Origin of the sequence: Rhizobium hidalgonense, from assembly GCF_005862185.2 — a bacterium.
Classification (GTDB): Bacteria; Pseudomonadota; Alphaproteobacteria; order Rhizobiales; family Rhizobiaceae; genus Rhizobium; species Rhizobium hidalgonense.
Window position 1 is genome coordinate 1,269,571 of sequence record NZ_CP054028.1, and the last position, 14,223, is coordinate 1,283,793.

At 58.2% G+C, this 14,223-nt stretch carries 16 protein-coding genes and 1 pseudogene; 11 read left to right on the forward strand and 6 right to left on the reverse strand.

What is annotated here, in order from left to right:
* Positions 1–24: 24 nt before the first annotated feature.
* A complete protein-coding gene (locus FFM81_RS27320; RefSeq protein WP_138385571.1) occupies positions 25–549 on the reverse strand; it encodes a flavin reductase family protein in 525 nt (174 codons plus the stop codon).
* Positions 536–1,132, reverse strand: a complete 597-nt coding sequence (locus FFM81_RS27325) for an FAD synthetase family protein (RefSeq protein WP_138385570.1) — start codon at positions 1,130–1,132, stop codon at positions 536–538. Before FFM81_RS27325 ends, FFM81_RS27320 begins: the two co-directional genes overlap by 14 nt.
* A 227-nt stretch (positions 1,133–1,359) precedes the next feature.
* Here FFM81_RS27325 and FFM81_RS27330 point away from each other — a divergent pair, with 227 nt between their 5' ends.
* From FFM81_RS27330 to FFM81_RS33385, 4 genes are all read left to right on the forward strand, one after another.
* On the forward strand, positions 1,360–2,937 hold the full coding sequence (locus tag FFM81_RS27330; protein ID WP_138385569.1) for a 4-hydroxyphenylacetate 3-hydroxylase N-terminal domain-containing protein: 1,578 nt from the start codon (positions 1,360–1,362) through the stop codon (positions 2,935–2,937).
* 659 nt (positions 2,938–3,596) lie between these two features.
* Positions 3,597–3,932, forward strand: coding sequence for a helix-turn-helix domain-containing protein (locus FFM81_RS27335; protein WP_003567985.1), 336 nt, complete (start codon positions 3,597–3,599; stop codon positions 3,930–3,932).
* Positions 3,925–5,172 (forward strand): type II toxin-antitoxin system HipA family toxin, encoded by a 1,248-nt coding sequence (locus FFM81_RS27340; RefSeq protein ID WP_003567988.1) that lies wholly within the window; start codon positions 3,925–3,927, stop codon positions 5,170–5,172. Before FFM81_RS27335 ends, FFM81_RS27340 begins: the two co-directional genes overlap by 8 nt.
* 194 nt (positions 5,173–5,366) lie before the next feature.
* A complete protein-coding gene (locus FFM81_RS33385; RefSeq protein WP_097536085.1) occupies positions 5,367–5,519 on the forward strand; it encodes an NAD-binding protein in 153 nt (50 codons plus the stop codon).
* 112 nt (positions 5,520–5,631) lie between these two features.
* Here the strand turns inward: FFM81_RS33385 and FFM81_RS27350 are convergent, their stop codons facing one another.
* Complete coding sequence (locus FFM81_RS27350) at positions 5,632–6,543, reverse strand: LysR family transcriptional regulator (protein WP_138385568.1); 912 nt, start codon at positions 6,541–6,543, stop codon at positions 5,632–5,634.
* A gap of 195 nt (positions 6,544–6,738) precedes the next feature.
* Between FFM81_RS27350 and FFM81_RS27355 the strand changes: the two genes are divergently transcribed.
* The 7 genes and pseudogenes from FFM81_RS27355 to FFM81_RS27385 all read left to right on the forward strand — a co-directional run bounded on the left by FFM81_RS27355 (position 6,739) and on the right by FFM81_RS27385 (position 11,474).
* Complete coding sequence (locus tag FFM81_RS27355; protein ID WP_138385567.1) at positions 6,739–6,996, forward strand: putative antibiotic biosynthesis monooxygenase; 258 nt, start codon at positions 6,739–6,741, stop codon at positions 6,994–6,996.
* Positions 6,997–7,043: 47 nt separating this feature from the next.
* A complete protein-coding gene (locus FFM81_RS27360) occupies positions 7,044–8,522 on the forward strand; it encodes an aldehyde dehydrogenase family protein (RefSeq protein ID WP_246401304.1) in 1,479 nt (492 codons plus the stop codon).
* Positions 8,523–8,561: 39 nt separating this feature from the next.
* Positions 8,562–9,071, forward strand: a complete 510-nt coding sequence (locus FFM81_RS27365; protein WP_246401306.1) for a nuclear transport factor 2 family protein — start codon at positions 8,562–8,564, stop codon at positions 9,069–9,071.
* A 178-nt stretch (positions 9,072–9,249) separates the two neighbouring features.
* Positions 9,250–9,488, forward strand: a pseudogene (locus FFM81_RS27370) (cysteine hydrolase family protein); the annotation flags it as partial.
* A gap of 247 nt (positions 9,489–9,735) precedes the next feature.
* On the forward strand, positions 9,736–10,476 hold the full coding sequence (locus FFM81_RS27375; protein WP_138385566.1) for an SDR family NAD(P)-dependent oxidoreductase: 741 nt from the start codon (positions 9,736–9,738) through the stop codon (positions 10,474–10,476).
* Between the two features lie 126 nt (positions 10,477–10,602).
* Entirely contained in the window at positions 10,603–11,004 is a 402-nt protein-coding gene (locus FFM81_RS27380; protein WP_138385565.1) for a RidA family protein, read from the forward strand.
* Between the two features lie 125 nt (positions 11,005–11,129).
* Entirely contained in the window at positions 11,130–11,474 is a 345-nt protein-coding gene (locus tag FFM81_RS27385) for a hypothetical protein (protein ID WP_138385564.1), read from the forward strand.
* Between the two features lie 214 nt (positions 11,475–11,688).
* Here FFM81_RS27385 and FFM81_RS27390 read toward each other — a convergent pair whose 3' ends face one another.
* From FFM81_RS27390 to FFM81_RS27400, 3 genes are all read right to left on the reverse strand, one after another.
* Positions 11,689–12,117 carry a sensor histidine kinase gene (locus FFM81_RS27390; RefSeq protein WP_138385563.1) on the reverse strand — a complete coding sequence of 143 codons (429 nt, stop codon included), beginning with the start codon at positions 12,115–12,117 and terminating at the stop codon, positions 11,689–11,691.
* 379 nt (positions 12,118–12,496) lie between these two features.
* Positions 12,497–13,432 carry a pirin family protein gene (locus FFM81_RS27395; RefSeq protein WP_138385562.1) on the reverse strand — a complete coding sequence of 312 codons (936 nt, stop codon included), beginning with the start codon at positions 13,430–13,432 and terminating at the stop codon, positions 12,497–12,499.
* Positions 13,433–13,521: 89 nt separating this feature from the next.
* On the reverse strand, positions 13,522–14,181 hold the full coding sequence (locus FFM81_RS27400) for a hydrolase (protein ID WP_138385561.1): 660 nt from the start codon (positions 14,179–14,181) through the stop codon (positions 13,522–13,524).
* Between the last annotated feature and the right edge of the window lie 42 nt (positions 14,182–14,223).

Here is a 14,223-nt window from a genome sequence, read left to right on the forward strand (position 1 = left end):
AACGTGTAAGTATGCGGTTCATCCTCACCACATAAGCTCGGTCTCGACCTGCAGCAGGCAAGCCGCAGTAGTTCGCGTATTTTCCATGGCGCCGAATTTACCTTTGAAGAAAAGCAGCGGTTCATCGCCGTCGCTTCTCGCGAGCGCCTGGACCCGACCGACGAAAATCGTGTGATCGCCGGTGAGGATTTCGTCGTGGACGATGGCTGAGAACGTGACAAGCGCACCGCGGATCACTGGAAGGCCATCGAGAGTGTCGAACAGATCGTGTAGATTAGCGTTTGGCTTGCCTGCGAAGTGCCAGGCAACAGCGTCCATGCCGCAAGCAAGAACGCTGACGGCGAAACGCCCCGATTTCTGGATCTTCTCGAGCATTCGCGCCTTCTCTGCAATTGAGATGGCAATCAGTGGCGGATCGAGAGAAATCGACATGAACGCGTTGGCGGTCATGCCGTGATCGTGGCCGTCGCAGTGGGTGGTGATGATGTTCACACCGGTCGCGAAGACACCACAGGCGTCGCGAAACGTGCGGGGATCAAGCAGTCGCATGGTGCCCTCCATTGTCATTGGATACTCGAAACGGCGGAAGCTCCGACCATCCTTCCAGTCGTTCCGCCTCGAGGAAGCGTCCTGCGGCCCTAAGGGCTCGAATCCGAGTGCTCGATACAACCTCGCCAGACTCGCAACATATGGCCGGAAGGATGCGAGTATCGAAGTGGCTGGCTAGCAATGCCGGGTTTCCCTTCTTGCAGGAACCGAAGCGGAAATCCGAGCCGAGCCAAATGACCCGCGGCGAAAGCCGACCGATTTCGCGAATGAAATCATTTGCTGTGCGGGCCCGATAGAACGCGTCAAAACGGGCGACGACGATGTGATCGGGGCCGAGGGCGCTTATCCGCTCGATTTTCTCGTCGATCGAAGTGAGGGGGCGGGCACCGCACAGCACAGCCTTGGGAGGCGGATCGAATGTGTAGACGACAGAGGGAATGCCGAGACTTTGCGCATTTAGCACAGCCGACCGGATCAACGCCTGATGGCCGCCATGAACCCCGTCGAAGGCTCCGATCGTCAGGGCCGATCCGCAAAGCAATTCTGCCTCATTCTGCACATGAATGCGGGGGTGATGATCCATGGTCTCCTCCCATGTTCCCAGCCGTGGCGCCTTCTCCAGCGCCATCGATGAGTAAATCTAGCGCCTGCCGGCATGCTCTGCGATGCCTGAAGCGGTATCGCATGATACCTATCAATCGCTCCCTGCAAGCGCATAGTTCTCTCCCTCGGAAAGGGAAGGAGTGCCCTTTCGGATCAAAGCGCCGCACCGGCACGCAGCCCACCCGGCCAAATGGAGGAGTGAACGACATGCACAATCTGGCTATCGCGTCCGAGGAGAACGCAAACTCGACCGACGCCTACACCGGTTCGGAGTTCCTGGAGAGCATTCAGGACGGCCGCGAGATCTACATCTATGGTGAGCGCGTCAAGAACGTCACCGAGCATCCGGCATTTCGGAATTCCGCGCGCATGGTGGCGCGCTGGTACGATCGCTTCCACGAAAAGAAGAAGGAAATCGGCGTGCTGACCGACACGGGGTCGGGCAAGTTGACGCATCCCTTCTTTCTCGGCTCCAAAACGAGCGAAGACCTCATCAAGTCACGAGACGCTATTGCCGAGCTGCAGAAGGTCTCCTACGGCTGGATGGGCCGGTCCCCTGACTACAAGGCCTCGTTCCTTGGAACGCTGGGGGCAAATTCGGCCTTCTACGGCGAATACGCCCAGAATGCGCGCACCTGGTATGCCCGCACGCAAGAGCGTCTCGATTATTGGAATCACGCCATCGTCAATCCGCCGATCGACCGCGACCGCTCGATCGAGGAGGTGCGCGACGTCTTCATGCATGTCGAGAAGGAGACGGACAAGGGGCTCATTGTCTCGGGAGCCAAGGTCGTCGCGACGGGCTCGGCGCTGACGCATTACAATTTCATCGCCCACTACGGCATTCCAATCAAGGACAAGTCCTTTGCGCTAATCTTTACCGCGCCAATGGACTCGCCTGGCATCAAGCTCATTGCCCGCTCGTCGTACGAGTTCAACGCGGCCGCGACCGGATCGCCGTTTGACTACCCGCTTTCCAGCCGCCTCGACGAGAACGACTCCATTCTCGTCTTCGACAAGGTATTGGTGCCTTGGGAGAACGTCTTCATCTACGGAGACGTCGACAAGATCAATCAGTTCTTCCCAGCATCGGGCTTCGTCCCACGCTTTACGCTGCACGGCCTCACGCGCCTGTCGGTGAAACTCGACTTCCTCGCCGGTCTCTTCTCGATGGCTGTCGAGGCAACGGGCTCGAAGGATTTTCGCGGCGTCCAGGCCGGCGTCGGCGAGGTCATTGCTTGGCGCAACACGTTTCATGCACTTGGCGATGCGATGGTGAAGTCGCCGGTTCCCTGGCAGGGAACGGAAGGCTACAACCTGCCGAACCTCAATGCCGGCCTTGCCTACCGCGTGTTGGCGCCGATGGCCTACCCGCGGATCAAGGAACTGATCGAGCGTCACGTTGCGAGCGGCCTCATCTATCTGCCGTCGAGTGCTGCCGATTTCGAAAGTGAGGCAATCCGTCCTTATCTCGACCGCTTCGTACGTGGCTCGAACGGCTATGCCGCGCTGGACCGGGTCAAGCTCCTAAAGCTTCTGTGGGATGCCATCGGCACCGAGTTCGGCGGTCGCCACGAGCTCTACGAGCGCAACTATGCCGGTAACTATGAAAACCTTCGGATCGAGACCTTAGGAGCGGCGACAGCCACCGGCGACCTCGCGTCCATGCAGTCCTTGGTGAAGGCCTGCATGAGCGAGTACGACCTCTCCGGGTGGACGGGTTCTGATCTGATAAATCCTGATGACATCAGCCTCGTCGGCCGAGGTTCCGTCCAAGCAGCTTAGTGGTTCCACTTTGGTTCGCTTCGCCTTACCGTAGGCCAGAAGCCTCCAACCCTTTAGATCTGGGTTGGAGGCATTTCTTTGCCACCGTCCTGTTTTTCCATCCATGCCCTTGCCGTTTGGCTCGCATGAGCTCAAACCCGCCGCTCATCGTACCGGACCGCAACGGCGGCAACGGGTCGGATCGTAACGGTCGCGGTCTCCGGTATCAAAGTCCGCGTTTGGCGCATTCCTGCTGCCATCCCAGCCATCTGTCTTGTCCGCTTTCGAGACACAGCCGGATGGGCCCCGTGGCCGGAAAGAAGGCGCAAAGCAGCCGAAGCGTTCACTGCTGACAGGATGTCCGCTCGGCGACACCATTGAGCCTAACGCTCTTGAAGGGATACGAACCGCCGCCCCTTTACTCTGATTTGTCTAAGCCACTGATTCCCGAACATTTTGTGGCATAAAGTCGTTATTTTGGAACATTCGCTGCTTCTGGTTCCGCCATTAGCTGCCGACCAAGCTGGCTCAGCGCGCAAATTGCTGTATGTGATCTGCTCCTGCTCAAAGTCATGCCAGTCGCACGACGAAACAATCAGCTTTTCTACCAGACCACCCCTCTGGAAAAATTGTAAACTTCGTGCTACATATCCGGCTAATCTGTAGTGCGAAGGTGGCAAATGCCGACACCTCATAACCCTCCGGCCGCTGTCCGGCGCGCGCTGCGCAAACTGGGCGCAGACATCCACGACGCACGTCGACGTCGCCGCCTGCCTATGGCGGTAGTAGCCGAACGTGCCTTCACCTCACGCTCAACGCTTCAAAAGATCGAGGCCGGCGACACCAATGTCAGCATCGGCATCTATGCAGGCGTCCTCCAGGCACTCGGCCTGCTAGATGGGCTGAGCCAAGTCGCCGACATCAGTAACGACAGCGTCGGCCAGGCTCTGGCCAGTGCGGAGTTGCCCAAGCACGCTCACCCAAAGCGATCGCCGGGATCGTCACGCGATGGCTGATTTTGAAATTCATCTCAACCTTCACGGCCGCACACGTCCAATCGGACTGGCGCGGAGCAATCGCGTCCGTGGTGCCGAAACGATCATGTTTGAGTATGACCGTGCCTGGCTTGAGGACCCCGACCGCTTCTCGCTGGAGCCCGCTCTAGCTCTGAGCCGGGGAGCGTTCGCCCCACCCGCCGGCCTCGCAACATTTGGCTCTATTGGCGACTCAGCACCCGATACCTGGGGCCGACGTCTCATGCAACGCTCGGAAAGGCGCATGGCTGAGCGCGATGGCCGGGCCGTTCGCACGCTGGCCGAAAGCGACTATCTGCTTGGCGTCGCCGACGAGACACGGCTCGGCGCGCTCCGGTTCCGCTGGGTTGGTGACGAGGAATTCCAGGCGCCGATCCGTGCCGGCGTCCCCGCCCTCATCGAGCTCGGCCGCCTGCTGCAGATCACCGAACGTATTCTGCGCGATGAGGAAACCGACGAAGACCTCCAACTTATCTTCGCGCCTGGCTCCTCGCTTGGTGGAGCGCGTCCGAAGGCTTCTGTTATCGATCAACATGGCCATCTCTCGATCGCCAAGTTTCCTAAGGAAACCGACGACTACAGCATGGAGACATGGGAAGAGGTCGCTCTGCAACTGGCTGAACAAGCCGGCATTGTCACGCCCCTCCACGAGCTCATCGACGTCGCCGGCAAGAAGGTCATGCTCTCGCGTCGCTTCGACCGCGATGGTACTGTCCGGATCCCCTTCCTGTCCGCGATGGCGATGATGGGCGCAAAGGACGGCGAGCGTGGAAGCTATCCGGAGATCGTAGACGCCTTGGCCGAACACGGCGCGCAGGGAAAGACCGATGCGCACGCGCTTTATCGCCGCGTCGCCTTCAATGTGCTGATTTCCAACGTCGATGACCACCTGAGGAATCACGGTTTCCTGTGGCTCGGCAAAGCCGGCTGGTCGTTGTCCCCTGCCTATGACCTCAATCCAGTGCCTACTGACGTCAAGGCGCGCGTCCTGACGACCAACATAGATCTTGATGAAGGCACCTGCTCACTTGATCTGCTGGAAGAAACTGCCGGGTTCTTCGCCCTCACGCTCGCCCAGGCTCGCGCAATCATTAAGGAAGTCGCGACCTCCACCGCAACGTGGCGCGAGACCGCAAAGGCGGTCGGCGCGCGGTCAGCCGAGATCAACCGTATTGCCAGTGCGTTCGAGCACGATGATTTGCAGCGAGCGCTAGCCCTATGACGAGAACCTTCCTATACAGTTTCGATCCGTCCTCGGCCAGCCCGGGAGCAACGCGCGAAGCTTGCCCCAAAGCTTCGGCGCTGTGCCATCTGGCGTAGTGAACCTGCGAAGTCTGAATGACGCACGGTTCGTGAGAGATGCGCTGACCTCCCCCAAAAAAGTGGTGATTGTGGGTGCCGGTCTGATCGGAGGACGTGGCGTCAACGCTTGCGAGCATCGGATGTCGTGTAGCTCTCGTCGAGTTTCAGAAGTGCGTCATGGCTCGCTCATGCTCGCCACATATGGCTACGGAGATCGAGCGCCTCCATCGCACCGCTGGCGTCGAAATCACCTTGAGGCCGGAATAGATCCACGTGAAGGCGGGCCGACTAGTAGGCGTTACACTTACGAACGGGCTAAGGCTGGACCGATCCTAAACAGCAAGCTGTTCCACAGCAATGGACAGATCTTGGGGCCGCCTTAATAAAGCTTTTGGGAAACGCGCTCCGCCATGAAATCAATGAAGGCACGAACTTTGGGCGCTCGTGCCGACATAGGTGGCCAGACGAGCGAAACGCTGCCACGTTCGTCCGTGTAATCTTCGAGGACAGGTTGGAGACGCCCCGCCGCAATGTCTTCGCTTACGAGATAGCTTGGCACCTGAATAATCCCCAAGCCACCCAGTGCGGCGGATGCAAGCGCCTCGCCATCGTTCAGAACGGCAGAAGGCTTGATTGGCGTTGGTTGACGTGAATTCTTGAACGCCCAAACCTCTGGCCGACCGGTGGTTGGAAAACGATAAAAAACACAACAGTGATTATGGAGATCTGACGGACTTTGCGGAGTGCCGCGATGGGCAAGATATTCGGGCGAGGCGCACGTTGTGAATGTGTGTGGTCCGATCCTTCGCGCGCGTAAGGTCGAGTCGTCCAGCTCACCAAGTCGCAGCGCCACGTCATATCCACCGTTGATAATATCAACCTTGACATCATCGAGGCTGATCTCGGTCGTCACCTCTGGGAAGCGGGTCTGAAAATCGAGTAGCGCCGGCATGATGATCTTGCGACCTAAGACTGTGGGCACGCTCACCTTGATGCGGCCTCGGGGTGCCTTTTGGACCAGGTGAAGCTCTTGCTCAGCATCTTGCAGTTCTTTCAAGATGCGCGCGACGTATCGGAATAGGATGTCACCTTCGCCGGTCATGGCTAGCGATCTGGTCGTACGGTTCAACAACCGCAATCCTAGACGCGCTTCTAACCGCTCCACCGCCTTTCCCACGGCGGATGCGGACAGGCCAAGCTTCCTGCCCGCAGCCGCGAAACTTCCGGTTTCGACGGCGACTGAAAACGCGACAAGGCCGCTGAGGGACTCTATTGAGACGATTGACGACATTATGTCCGGTATGATGCGACGAGTACCCCCATTCCGTCAACTGCTGCGATTCTCCAATATCAACAGCAAGCGCTGGCGAAAACCCCTGCCAGTGCGTCCAGCTAAGCTTTGGGAGGAAGTAATCATGTCTCTCACGCATGCGCGTGTCCCGCGTCGTTGATCATTCAACGCGCCGGGCAACGGATCGAGCAAGCAATGACAAAAGTTCGGCAGGTAATTCTCGAACGCTTCAAAACCACCGTGATGGTTTGGCTCGCCGTCTACCCAAGCGTTCTTCTGATCATTTGGCTTGTAGGCGACTGCATGCAGGACTGGACAATGCCGCTGCGAGTATTGGGCGCGACGCTCATGATCGTGCCAATTGTCACCAACGTTAGCCAACCCGCGGTCAGGACAATTGTCGGCAAAATCGAACAGGCAATGGTGCAGTGGCAATCACGTAACCTGCTGTAGCCTCGTCCTTCCCGGACGAACATTCGAAAGTCGAAGGATCCAGAGATATGACGATGCCCCCCGACAACACAACGAGCCGCAAAGCCTTTAATTGGATCAACGGATCTCAATGCCGAGAAGGTCAGCTGAAACAGTCAATCGACCCGGCGACTTATAACGTAATCGGTCACTACCCCGACTACGGCCTTGAGGCAGCGAAATTTGCGGTGGCAGCAGCCTCTAAAGCCTTTCGCGAAACCTTGTGGGCGCATGATCATGAATTGCGGGCGCGTGTGCTCGACCAACTAGCGCGCGCCTTCGAGCGCAATCGCGACAGACTGCTCGAAATTCTATCGTTGGAGAACGGCAAGGTTAAGGCAGAAGCCGCGTTCGAGCTGGACATGGTTGCGAGCAAACTCCGCTACTCGGCAGCCACTGCCCTGGTCGAAGGTGGACGGGCATTGACACCAAAGCCCGGTAGCATCTCCCTGATCCTTCGGCAACCGATGGGAGTCGCGGCGGTCATCGCACCTTGGAACTCTCCAGTAATTCTGACGATCCGATCACTCGCCCCAGCGCTTGCTGCTGGTTGCACCATGGTCATCAAGCTCCCGGCGCAAGTAGCACAGACAGCAAGCGTTATGGCGGAGATCATGGCCGAAGCGGAAGATCTTCCGAATGGCGTGATCAATATGTTTTTCGAGAGCGGTCCTGAAGGCTCTGCTTATCTCGTGGACTCGCCGGAGGTTCCAGTCGTCAGTTTCACCGGATCCACCCGTACCGGCCGAGCCATTAGCAGCACCGGCGCGAGATATCTCAAGCGCTTCGGAATGGAGCTCGGCGGTAAGACGCCGATGATTGTCTTTGACGATGCGGATCTTAGTGCCGCTTTGCCGGTAGTGGAAAAGGCGCTGACTGTCTTCAGCGGCCAGTTCTGCATGACGGGCTCTCGCTTGCTCGTGCAGGATGGGAAATACGAGGCCGTGCGCGACGGCTTGGCGGAGAGGTTGCGCAACGTCAAGGTTGGCCCCGCCGCCGACCCCTCCAGCGATATGGGCCCGTTGATCGACCGCGCTAACGTTGCGCGGGTCGATGGTGTTGTCGAGGCCGCTATCGCAGCTGGGGCGAAGGTCGTCGAGCGTGGCGGTCCCATCAATGTTGGTCCCCTTGCAAACGGCGCATTCTTCCGCCCGGCCCTTCTGGAAGTCTCCGACAACAGTCTCGCTATAATACAGGAGGAGACTTTTGGTCCGGTGCTGACGATACAGCGGTTCTCTGACGAGGCGGAAGCGATCCGGCTGGCCAATGACAATGAGTACGGACTGTCGGCCAGCATCTGGACACGCGATGTCGATCGATCCTTGCGCGTCGCGCAGGCGCTCGAAGCGGGCTCGGTGTGGATCAATGACTGGGCGAAGGTCTACGACGGTACCGAGGAGGGCGGATTCAAGCAGTCTGGCCTTGGCCGCTTGAACGGTCTGGCGGCGCTGGACGATTTCATCGAACACAAGCATATCGCGCTCAAGCCGGGCTTGACGCAACACTGACACCTCATTCCCAAAGTCACTTAAAAGGAGGAATATACGATGTCTATCAATGCGCCCGCTAAGAAGTTGTCTAAAGCCGAGCCTGCATCCCCGAGGTCACCGTTGGGGGTATTGCAGTCGATCCTGTCGAACCCGACCGACCTGGATTTCGTCAAACAATTCACGACGGACGATTTCACTTATGTTTCGCTGAATTATGAGCACCCGGAACTCAAGCGGATTATGCCTTGGGCCGGTACCAACGAAGGTACCCAAGGGCTGGTTCAGACTTTTATCGATGTCGGCCGTTACTGGACGACAGACAACTTTGAAATTCAGGACAGCTTCGAAAATGTGAACGGCGCAGCGATTTTCGGCACGTTCACCTACACATCAAACGTTTTGGGTAAAACGGTGACGTCGCCCTTCTCGGTTCTGGCGCGCGGTGAAAACGGCAAGCTGTCTTATGTGCAGTTTATGGAAGATACGTTCGCAACGGTCCGCAGCTTCAGACACGACGGCGAGTATTCCATCAAAGCGAACCCAGATGGGTCCGAAATCACCGTCTGAGGTAAGTCTGCCTCACGGGCAAACGAAACTTCGGTCAGTCTTAGGCCAAACAGCGGCGAAAGAAACAATCTTGATCCACGATTGATGCCTAGGTTCTTGCCGAGCAGCTTTCTCTCAACCGGTGGCTACTTAGTCCGGTCGGCGCCTTGCGCCGTGCCTGATTGCAAAGGATATCCAGATGGTAAATTTCCGACAGGTTCTAACTCCATCGAACTCAACTGACCTTCATTGATCAACAGCCGCAAATGGCCTTTGGCGTCCAGTCGATTGATCGTCAGAAGCTGAGGCGTTGTAGGCCTCGCCAAATCAGCGAAAATCTTCAAGATCCCGACGACAATCACCACCGTCGAAACCGGTAGCTTCTCCGGCAACACCTTCCCGGAACTGCTGGCCGTCCAAGCTCGATGCGACAGTCTCGTGGTCGAGTTTGGCTCAAGTGATCACTGAAAAGGAGACACTGGAAGAAGCTTCGCGGGGAGACGGGTACGGGTTTTACGACCCAGTCCCAGCGGTCCAGCTCACACAACAGAGCTTTTCGCGTCGCGCACCTACAGCATGCCAGCAAGCTCCGCGAAATATTGTTCGCTTGTTCGGTTCGCGCCTTCGGTGTCTTTCGCAAATGACCTGAAACACGCCACTTATCTTGGAAGAAAGGAACAGATACATGATCAATCTTGAAGGCAAACGCGCATTGGTAACTGGCGGGTCGCGAGGCATTGGTGCTGCGATCGCATTGGCGCTGGCGGAAAATGGCGCGGATGTCGCGTTCACCTACCAGCGCTCCGCCGAAAAGGCTTCTAAGGTAACGCAAGCGATCGAAAAGATGGGGCGCCGTGTGGCTGCAATCCAGGCCGACAGTGCCGACCCCGAGGCAATTGCTAGCTCCGTAGGCGAGGCCGTCTCCGTTTTGGGCGGGCTGGACATCCTTGTGAACAGCGCCGCGATTGGCCACAACGGCATGATCGTCGACCTAGATGTCTCAGCGTATCAGACCTTGATGGATGTCAACGTACGGGCTCCGGTCCTTTTCGCGAAAGCCGTCATCCCGCATCTCGGCAAAGGCGGCCGCATTGTCACAATCGGCTCGGCTCTGGGTGAGCGGGTACCGTTTCCCGGCATAACACCTTATGCAATGTCCAAAGCAGCACTCACATCCTTCACACGCGGTCTTTCTCGTGAACTTGGTCCGACTGGTATCACCGTCAATCTTGTGCAACCCGGAGCTACCGATACGGAAAGCAACCCGGCGGACGGACCGGCTGCAGACTTGCAGAAAAGCTTGACCTCCTTGGGGCGCTACGGCGAACCGCGGGAAATTGCCAACGCTGTGGTATTTCTCGCAAGTCCAGCCGCGAGTGTCATCACGGGAGCTATTCTGACCGCAGATGGCGGTGCGATAGCCTGATTTGCTCGTGCACGACTCTGATGGAGCGATGGTACCTACCTTTCGATCACCCGGCCTGGCCGGGAACAGTCACTTTCGGTGGGCGCCATCTCCATGCTTATTCCTTCCTCACGATAGGAGGCCTTGATGGCTAAGCCTGAACTTTTCGTCACACCCGGGTACGGGCAGAAATTCCATGAGCTTTTGCACTATTCACAAGCGCTCAAGATTGGTGATCGCATCGAGATTTCCGGCCAGGGCGGATGGAACGATGAACTCGAAATTCCGGATTCGATCGTGACCGAGATCGAGAGAGCGTTTGAGAATGTCCAGCGAACCTTGGCCACGGCTGGCGCGAACTGGAAGGATGTCGTCCATGTCAACTCTTATCACGTCGGAGGCTTTCCATCGATCGTGAACGAAACCATTGCCGGTCTTTTCCGTCAGTACATGCCCGATCGCGCTCCAATTTGGACGCAGACCGGTGTGGAAGCCCTAGGGCTCCCCGCCATGCGAATTGAGATCCGTGTCACTGCCATCCTGGAATGACACTGGCGTCTTCCACGGCTGCATTACGGTGCAAAGACAAGTCACGTTTAGCAACGGCCGACCCATGGCTAAAGCCTGTGACCGCCTCAATGCGATCAGAACCTCAGCCTCCCAAGGAGAATGTAATGAATACCGACAGTTGCCCCATTCCCACACCGCAGGAGCGCTCCTTATTAGCCATCCAGCAAGCAGCCGAACAGACGATGCTTGAGAAGGTGTCGCGCGCCATCTCCGATGCGACAGCCGAAGTCACAAGGAACGCGCAAGACGCCGGTTTGGACTTTAAACCGATCAGTGAAGGCTACTTCATGTTTGCGGTTCAGCAGGCAACGTTCGTGCGCCTTTGCGGAGGTGATCCGGATACGCTGCGGGGAGGAAACCCCGAGGTTGGCGATCATGTCGTTCGAAACTGTCGCAACATCATTGACACCTATTGGAAGCGCCACACAGCACAGACCACGGTGCCCTGAATAGCTCTTCGCTTGTCACCAATAATCCAAAACGACAGTTAACGAGGTCCACCATGAAATGGGAATAGCCAGCTCTTGATAGGAATCGAACCGGCGGCACGAGCGCACGAGCCTTAATCCGCCAGGAGTTTAAGCCCCGCGGGTTGGGGCGTGCAGAATTTGTTGCAGCGATCCCAGCGCGACATCGCAAATTACAGGCAATCAACTCGATGAGTTAAGCGGTGCTGCCAGCTTGGGTCCCGAGTGTTCCCGACGCCGGCAGAATTAGTTGAACAACAGTGAAATTATTTTCCCGTCGAAAATGCAGGGAGCCGCTGTGGGCCTTCCCGACCTCGGACGCTATGGTCAGCCCCAATCCCGACCCACGGCATTTGGACCCTTTTTCGAAGGGGGCGAGCAGCGATTGGGGATCAGCGTCGAAACCATCTCCGTCGTCGCGGATGATGATGCTCACGCCTGTCTTAACCTGTTCAACTTCCACTTCCAGCCTGGAGGTCGCTCCGTGAGCAAGGGCATTATTGATGAGGTTGGAGATTGCCTCCCGCACGCTCGCGGGATCGACGGAAAGAACGATATCAGGGTTCGCAGGCGTGAAGCTGATCTCAATTTCCCTCGACATGGAAAGGGGCACCACCTTCGCCATGACGAGCCTGACCAACGCGTTTATATACAAGCCTGCTCAAATCGCTCCGGTGGAGGATCATGGTATAGTCGAGCAATTGCCCGGTAAGACGACCTAGCTCGTTGTTTCTTTCCCTTATGCGCGATAGCGCAGCGACGACGGCTTTCGTGACTATTCTCACTGGGGCGAGGCACGCGAGAGATAAAAAGAGACGACCTCACTCACTAAGCGGCCGTCCCCGCAGGCAGCACGCACGGCTCGATCGACCGCGTCATCAATAGCGCCTCGTCCGCTTCGCGCAATCCATCGATTGTCTTCTCCACGCACCTCTCCCGCAACCTCTCCAATTTCATTGCATCGCCGCGGACCCAGCCCCTTGCCTTAAGACTGACATGCGGCCTCAATCGGGCAAGGGTATGAATTCCCCACGGTCGTTGGCAGGGAGGTCGAAACGGCCCTCGCCCCACTTTCCGGCTCGCCACTCGGCCTTGGCCTCTTCGATACGTTCCATCGACGACGCGACGAAGTTCCACCAGATGTACCTTGGCCCGGAGAACGTTGCGCCCCCGAGTATCATGATCCGGGCGCCCAGTTCGCCGGCCGAGACGGTTATCCTGTCGCCAGGACGGAATACCATCATCTGCATCTTGCCGAAGTCCTGTCCGGCGACCGAGATCGATCCTTCGACGACGTAGATCGCACGGTCCTCATGCTCGTCTGGCATGGGCAGGCGAGCGAGAGGATCCAGCTTGACGTCGGCGTAGAAGGTCTCCGAAAACATCCTGGCGGGAGCGTGCTCGCCGTAGGCGTTTCCGAGGATGAGCCGCGCCGAGACGCCCTTGTCTTCAATCATCGGAAGCGCGTTCCTGCCGTGGTGCTCGAAGGAAGGCGCCACGTCCTCGCGGCTATCAGGCAGGGCGAGCCACGTCTGTATTCCGAACAGGCTGTTCGGGCCGCTTCTTGCCGCCGCACTCGTACGTTCCGAGTGCGATACGCCTTTGCCTGCGACCATCCAGTTCAACTCGCCTGGCCTGATGATCTGGTCGGCACCGGTGCTGTCCCGGTGATGGAAGTCGCCTTGATAGAGGTAGGTCACGGTGCCGAGACCGATATGCGGATGGGGTCGAACGTCGACGCCCTGCCCGGTCAGGAGTTCGGCGGGACCGGCCTGGTCGAAGAATATGAACGGCCCGACCATCTGGCGGTTCGGCGCAGGTAGTGCGCGTCGGACTTCGAAACCGCCCAGGTCGCGGGCGCGGGGAACGATCAACGTCTCGATCGCCTCCACGCCGACCTCATCAGGGCAGCCTGGTTCGATCGCAGGGCTCCAGCTCATGTGTGACGTCCTCTTCTTCGGCCGATAGTCATCCATTCATAGCGAGGAGCGGAGACGCATGCCGCACCCGCTCCTCTTTTTAAACGTGCTTACGCGCCAGCACCAGCCTTCGGTGCCTGGGTGTTGAGCAACTGCTGCTCCCACAGATATGCGATGCCGCTCCCGCCAGAATGCTGGACGATGACGTCGGTGATCTTCGCAGCCTGTTCGGCACGGGCCCAGTCGCGCTGCCATTCGGCTGCGAGCGCAAGCCAGGTCATCATATTGACTCCGGCTGCGATCATTCGCTGGATTGCGACCTGATGCGCCTCGGAGGAGACTGCTCCCGAGGCGTCCGTGATGACGGTCACATCCCAGCCCTCGCCCGCGGCTTGGATTGCCGGCATGGCGACGCACACCTCTGTCCAGAGACCGGCGATGACCAGTTGCTTGCGGCCTGTCGCCTTCACCACGTCGACGACGTTCGGATCCTGCCAGGTATTGATGAGCGTCCGGTCGATGATTTCCTGGCCGGGGAGGACGTCGGCGATCTGCGGGAACAGGTTGCCGCCGCGTTCCGCGATCACCGTGGTGAGGATGGTCGGAACGTCGAAGGCCTTTGCCGCCTTCGCCAGGCCGACCGTGTTGTTGACCACCATCGTCGGCTCGTGGCTGTTCACGTTCGCGAGCTGATATGGCTGATGGTCAATGAGGACGAGCACCGAGTCTTCGGGGCGGAGAAGCGAGGCGAGGCCGTTACGAAAGGTCATGAAACATCCTTATTGGTGGTTCGGCGATATGGGTTTGAACGC

Bases quoted from the DNA above. Each gene is read 5' to 3' on its own strand.
- FFM81_RS27350 (WP_138385568.1), bottom strand. From the start codon at position 6,543: ATGTCGTCAATCGTCTCAATAGAGTCCCTCAGCGGCCTTGTCGCGTTT.
- FFM81_RS27355 (WP_138385567.1), top strand. From the start codon at position 6,739: ATGACAAAAGTTCGGCAGGTAATTCTCGAACGCTTCAAAACCACCGTG.
- FFM81_RS27395 (WP_138385562.1), bottom strand. From the start codon at position 13,432: ATGAGCTGGAGCCCTGCGATCGAACCAGGCTGCCCTGATGAGGTCGGC.
- FFM81_RS27400 (WP_138385561.1), bottom strand. From the start codon at position 14,181: ATGACCTTTCGTAACGGCCTCGCCTCGCTTCTCCGCCCCGAAGACTCG.
- FFM81_RS27320 (WP_138385571.1), bottom strand. From the start codon at position 549: ATGCGACTGCTTGATCCCCGCACGTTTCGCGACGCCTGTGGTGTCTTC.
- FFM81_RS27390 (WP_138385563.1), bottom strand. From the start codon at position 12,117: ATGGCGAAGGTGGTGCCCCTTTCCATGTCGAGGGAAATTGAGATCAGC.
- FFM81_RS27375 (WP_138385566.1), top strand. From the start codon at position 9,736: ATGATCAATCTTGAAGGCAAACGCGCATTGGTAACTGGCGGGTCGCGA.
- FFM81_RS27330 (WP_138385569.1), top strand. From the start codon at position 1,360: ATGCACAATCTGGCTATCGCGTCCGAGGAGAACGCAAACTCGACCGAC.
- FFM81_RS27325 (WP_138385570.1), bottom strand. From the start codon at position 1,132: ATGGATCATCACCCCCGCATTCATGTGCAGAATGAGGCAGAATTGCTT.
- FFM81_RS27360 (WP_246401304.1), top strand. From the start codon at position 7,044: ATGACGATGCCCCCCGACAACACAACGAGCCGCAAAGCCTTTAATTGG.
- FFM81_RS27380 (WP_138385565.1), top strand. From the start codon at position 10,603: ATGGCTAAGCCTGAACTTTTCGTCACACCCGGGTACGGGCAGAAATTC.
- FFM81_RS27385 (WP_138385564.1), top strand. From the start codon at position 11,130: ATGAATACCGACAGTTGCCCCATTCCCACACCGCAGGAGCGCTCCTTA.
- FFM81_RS27340 (WP_003567988.1), top strand. From the start codon at position 3,925: ATGGCTGATTTTGAAATTCATCTCAACCTTCACGGCCGCACACGTCCA.
- FFM81_RS27335 (WP_003567985.1), top strand. From the start codon at position 3,597: ATGCCGACACCTCATAACCCTCCGGCCGCTGTCCGGCGCGCGCTGCGC.
- FFM81_RS27365 (WP_246401306.1), top strand. From the start codon at position 8,562: ATGTCTATCAATGCGCCCGCTAAGAAGTTGTCTAAAGCCGAGCCTGCA.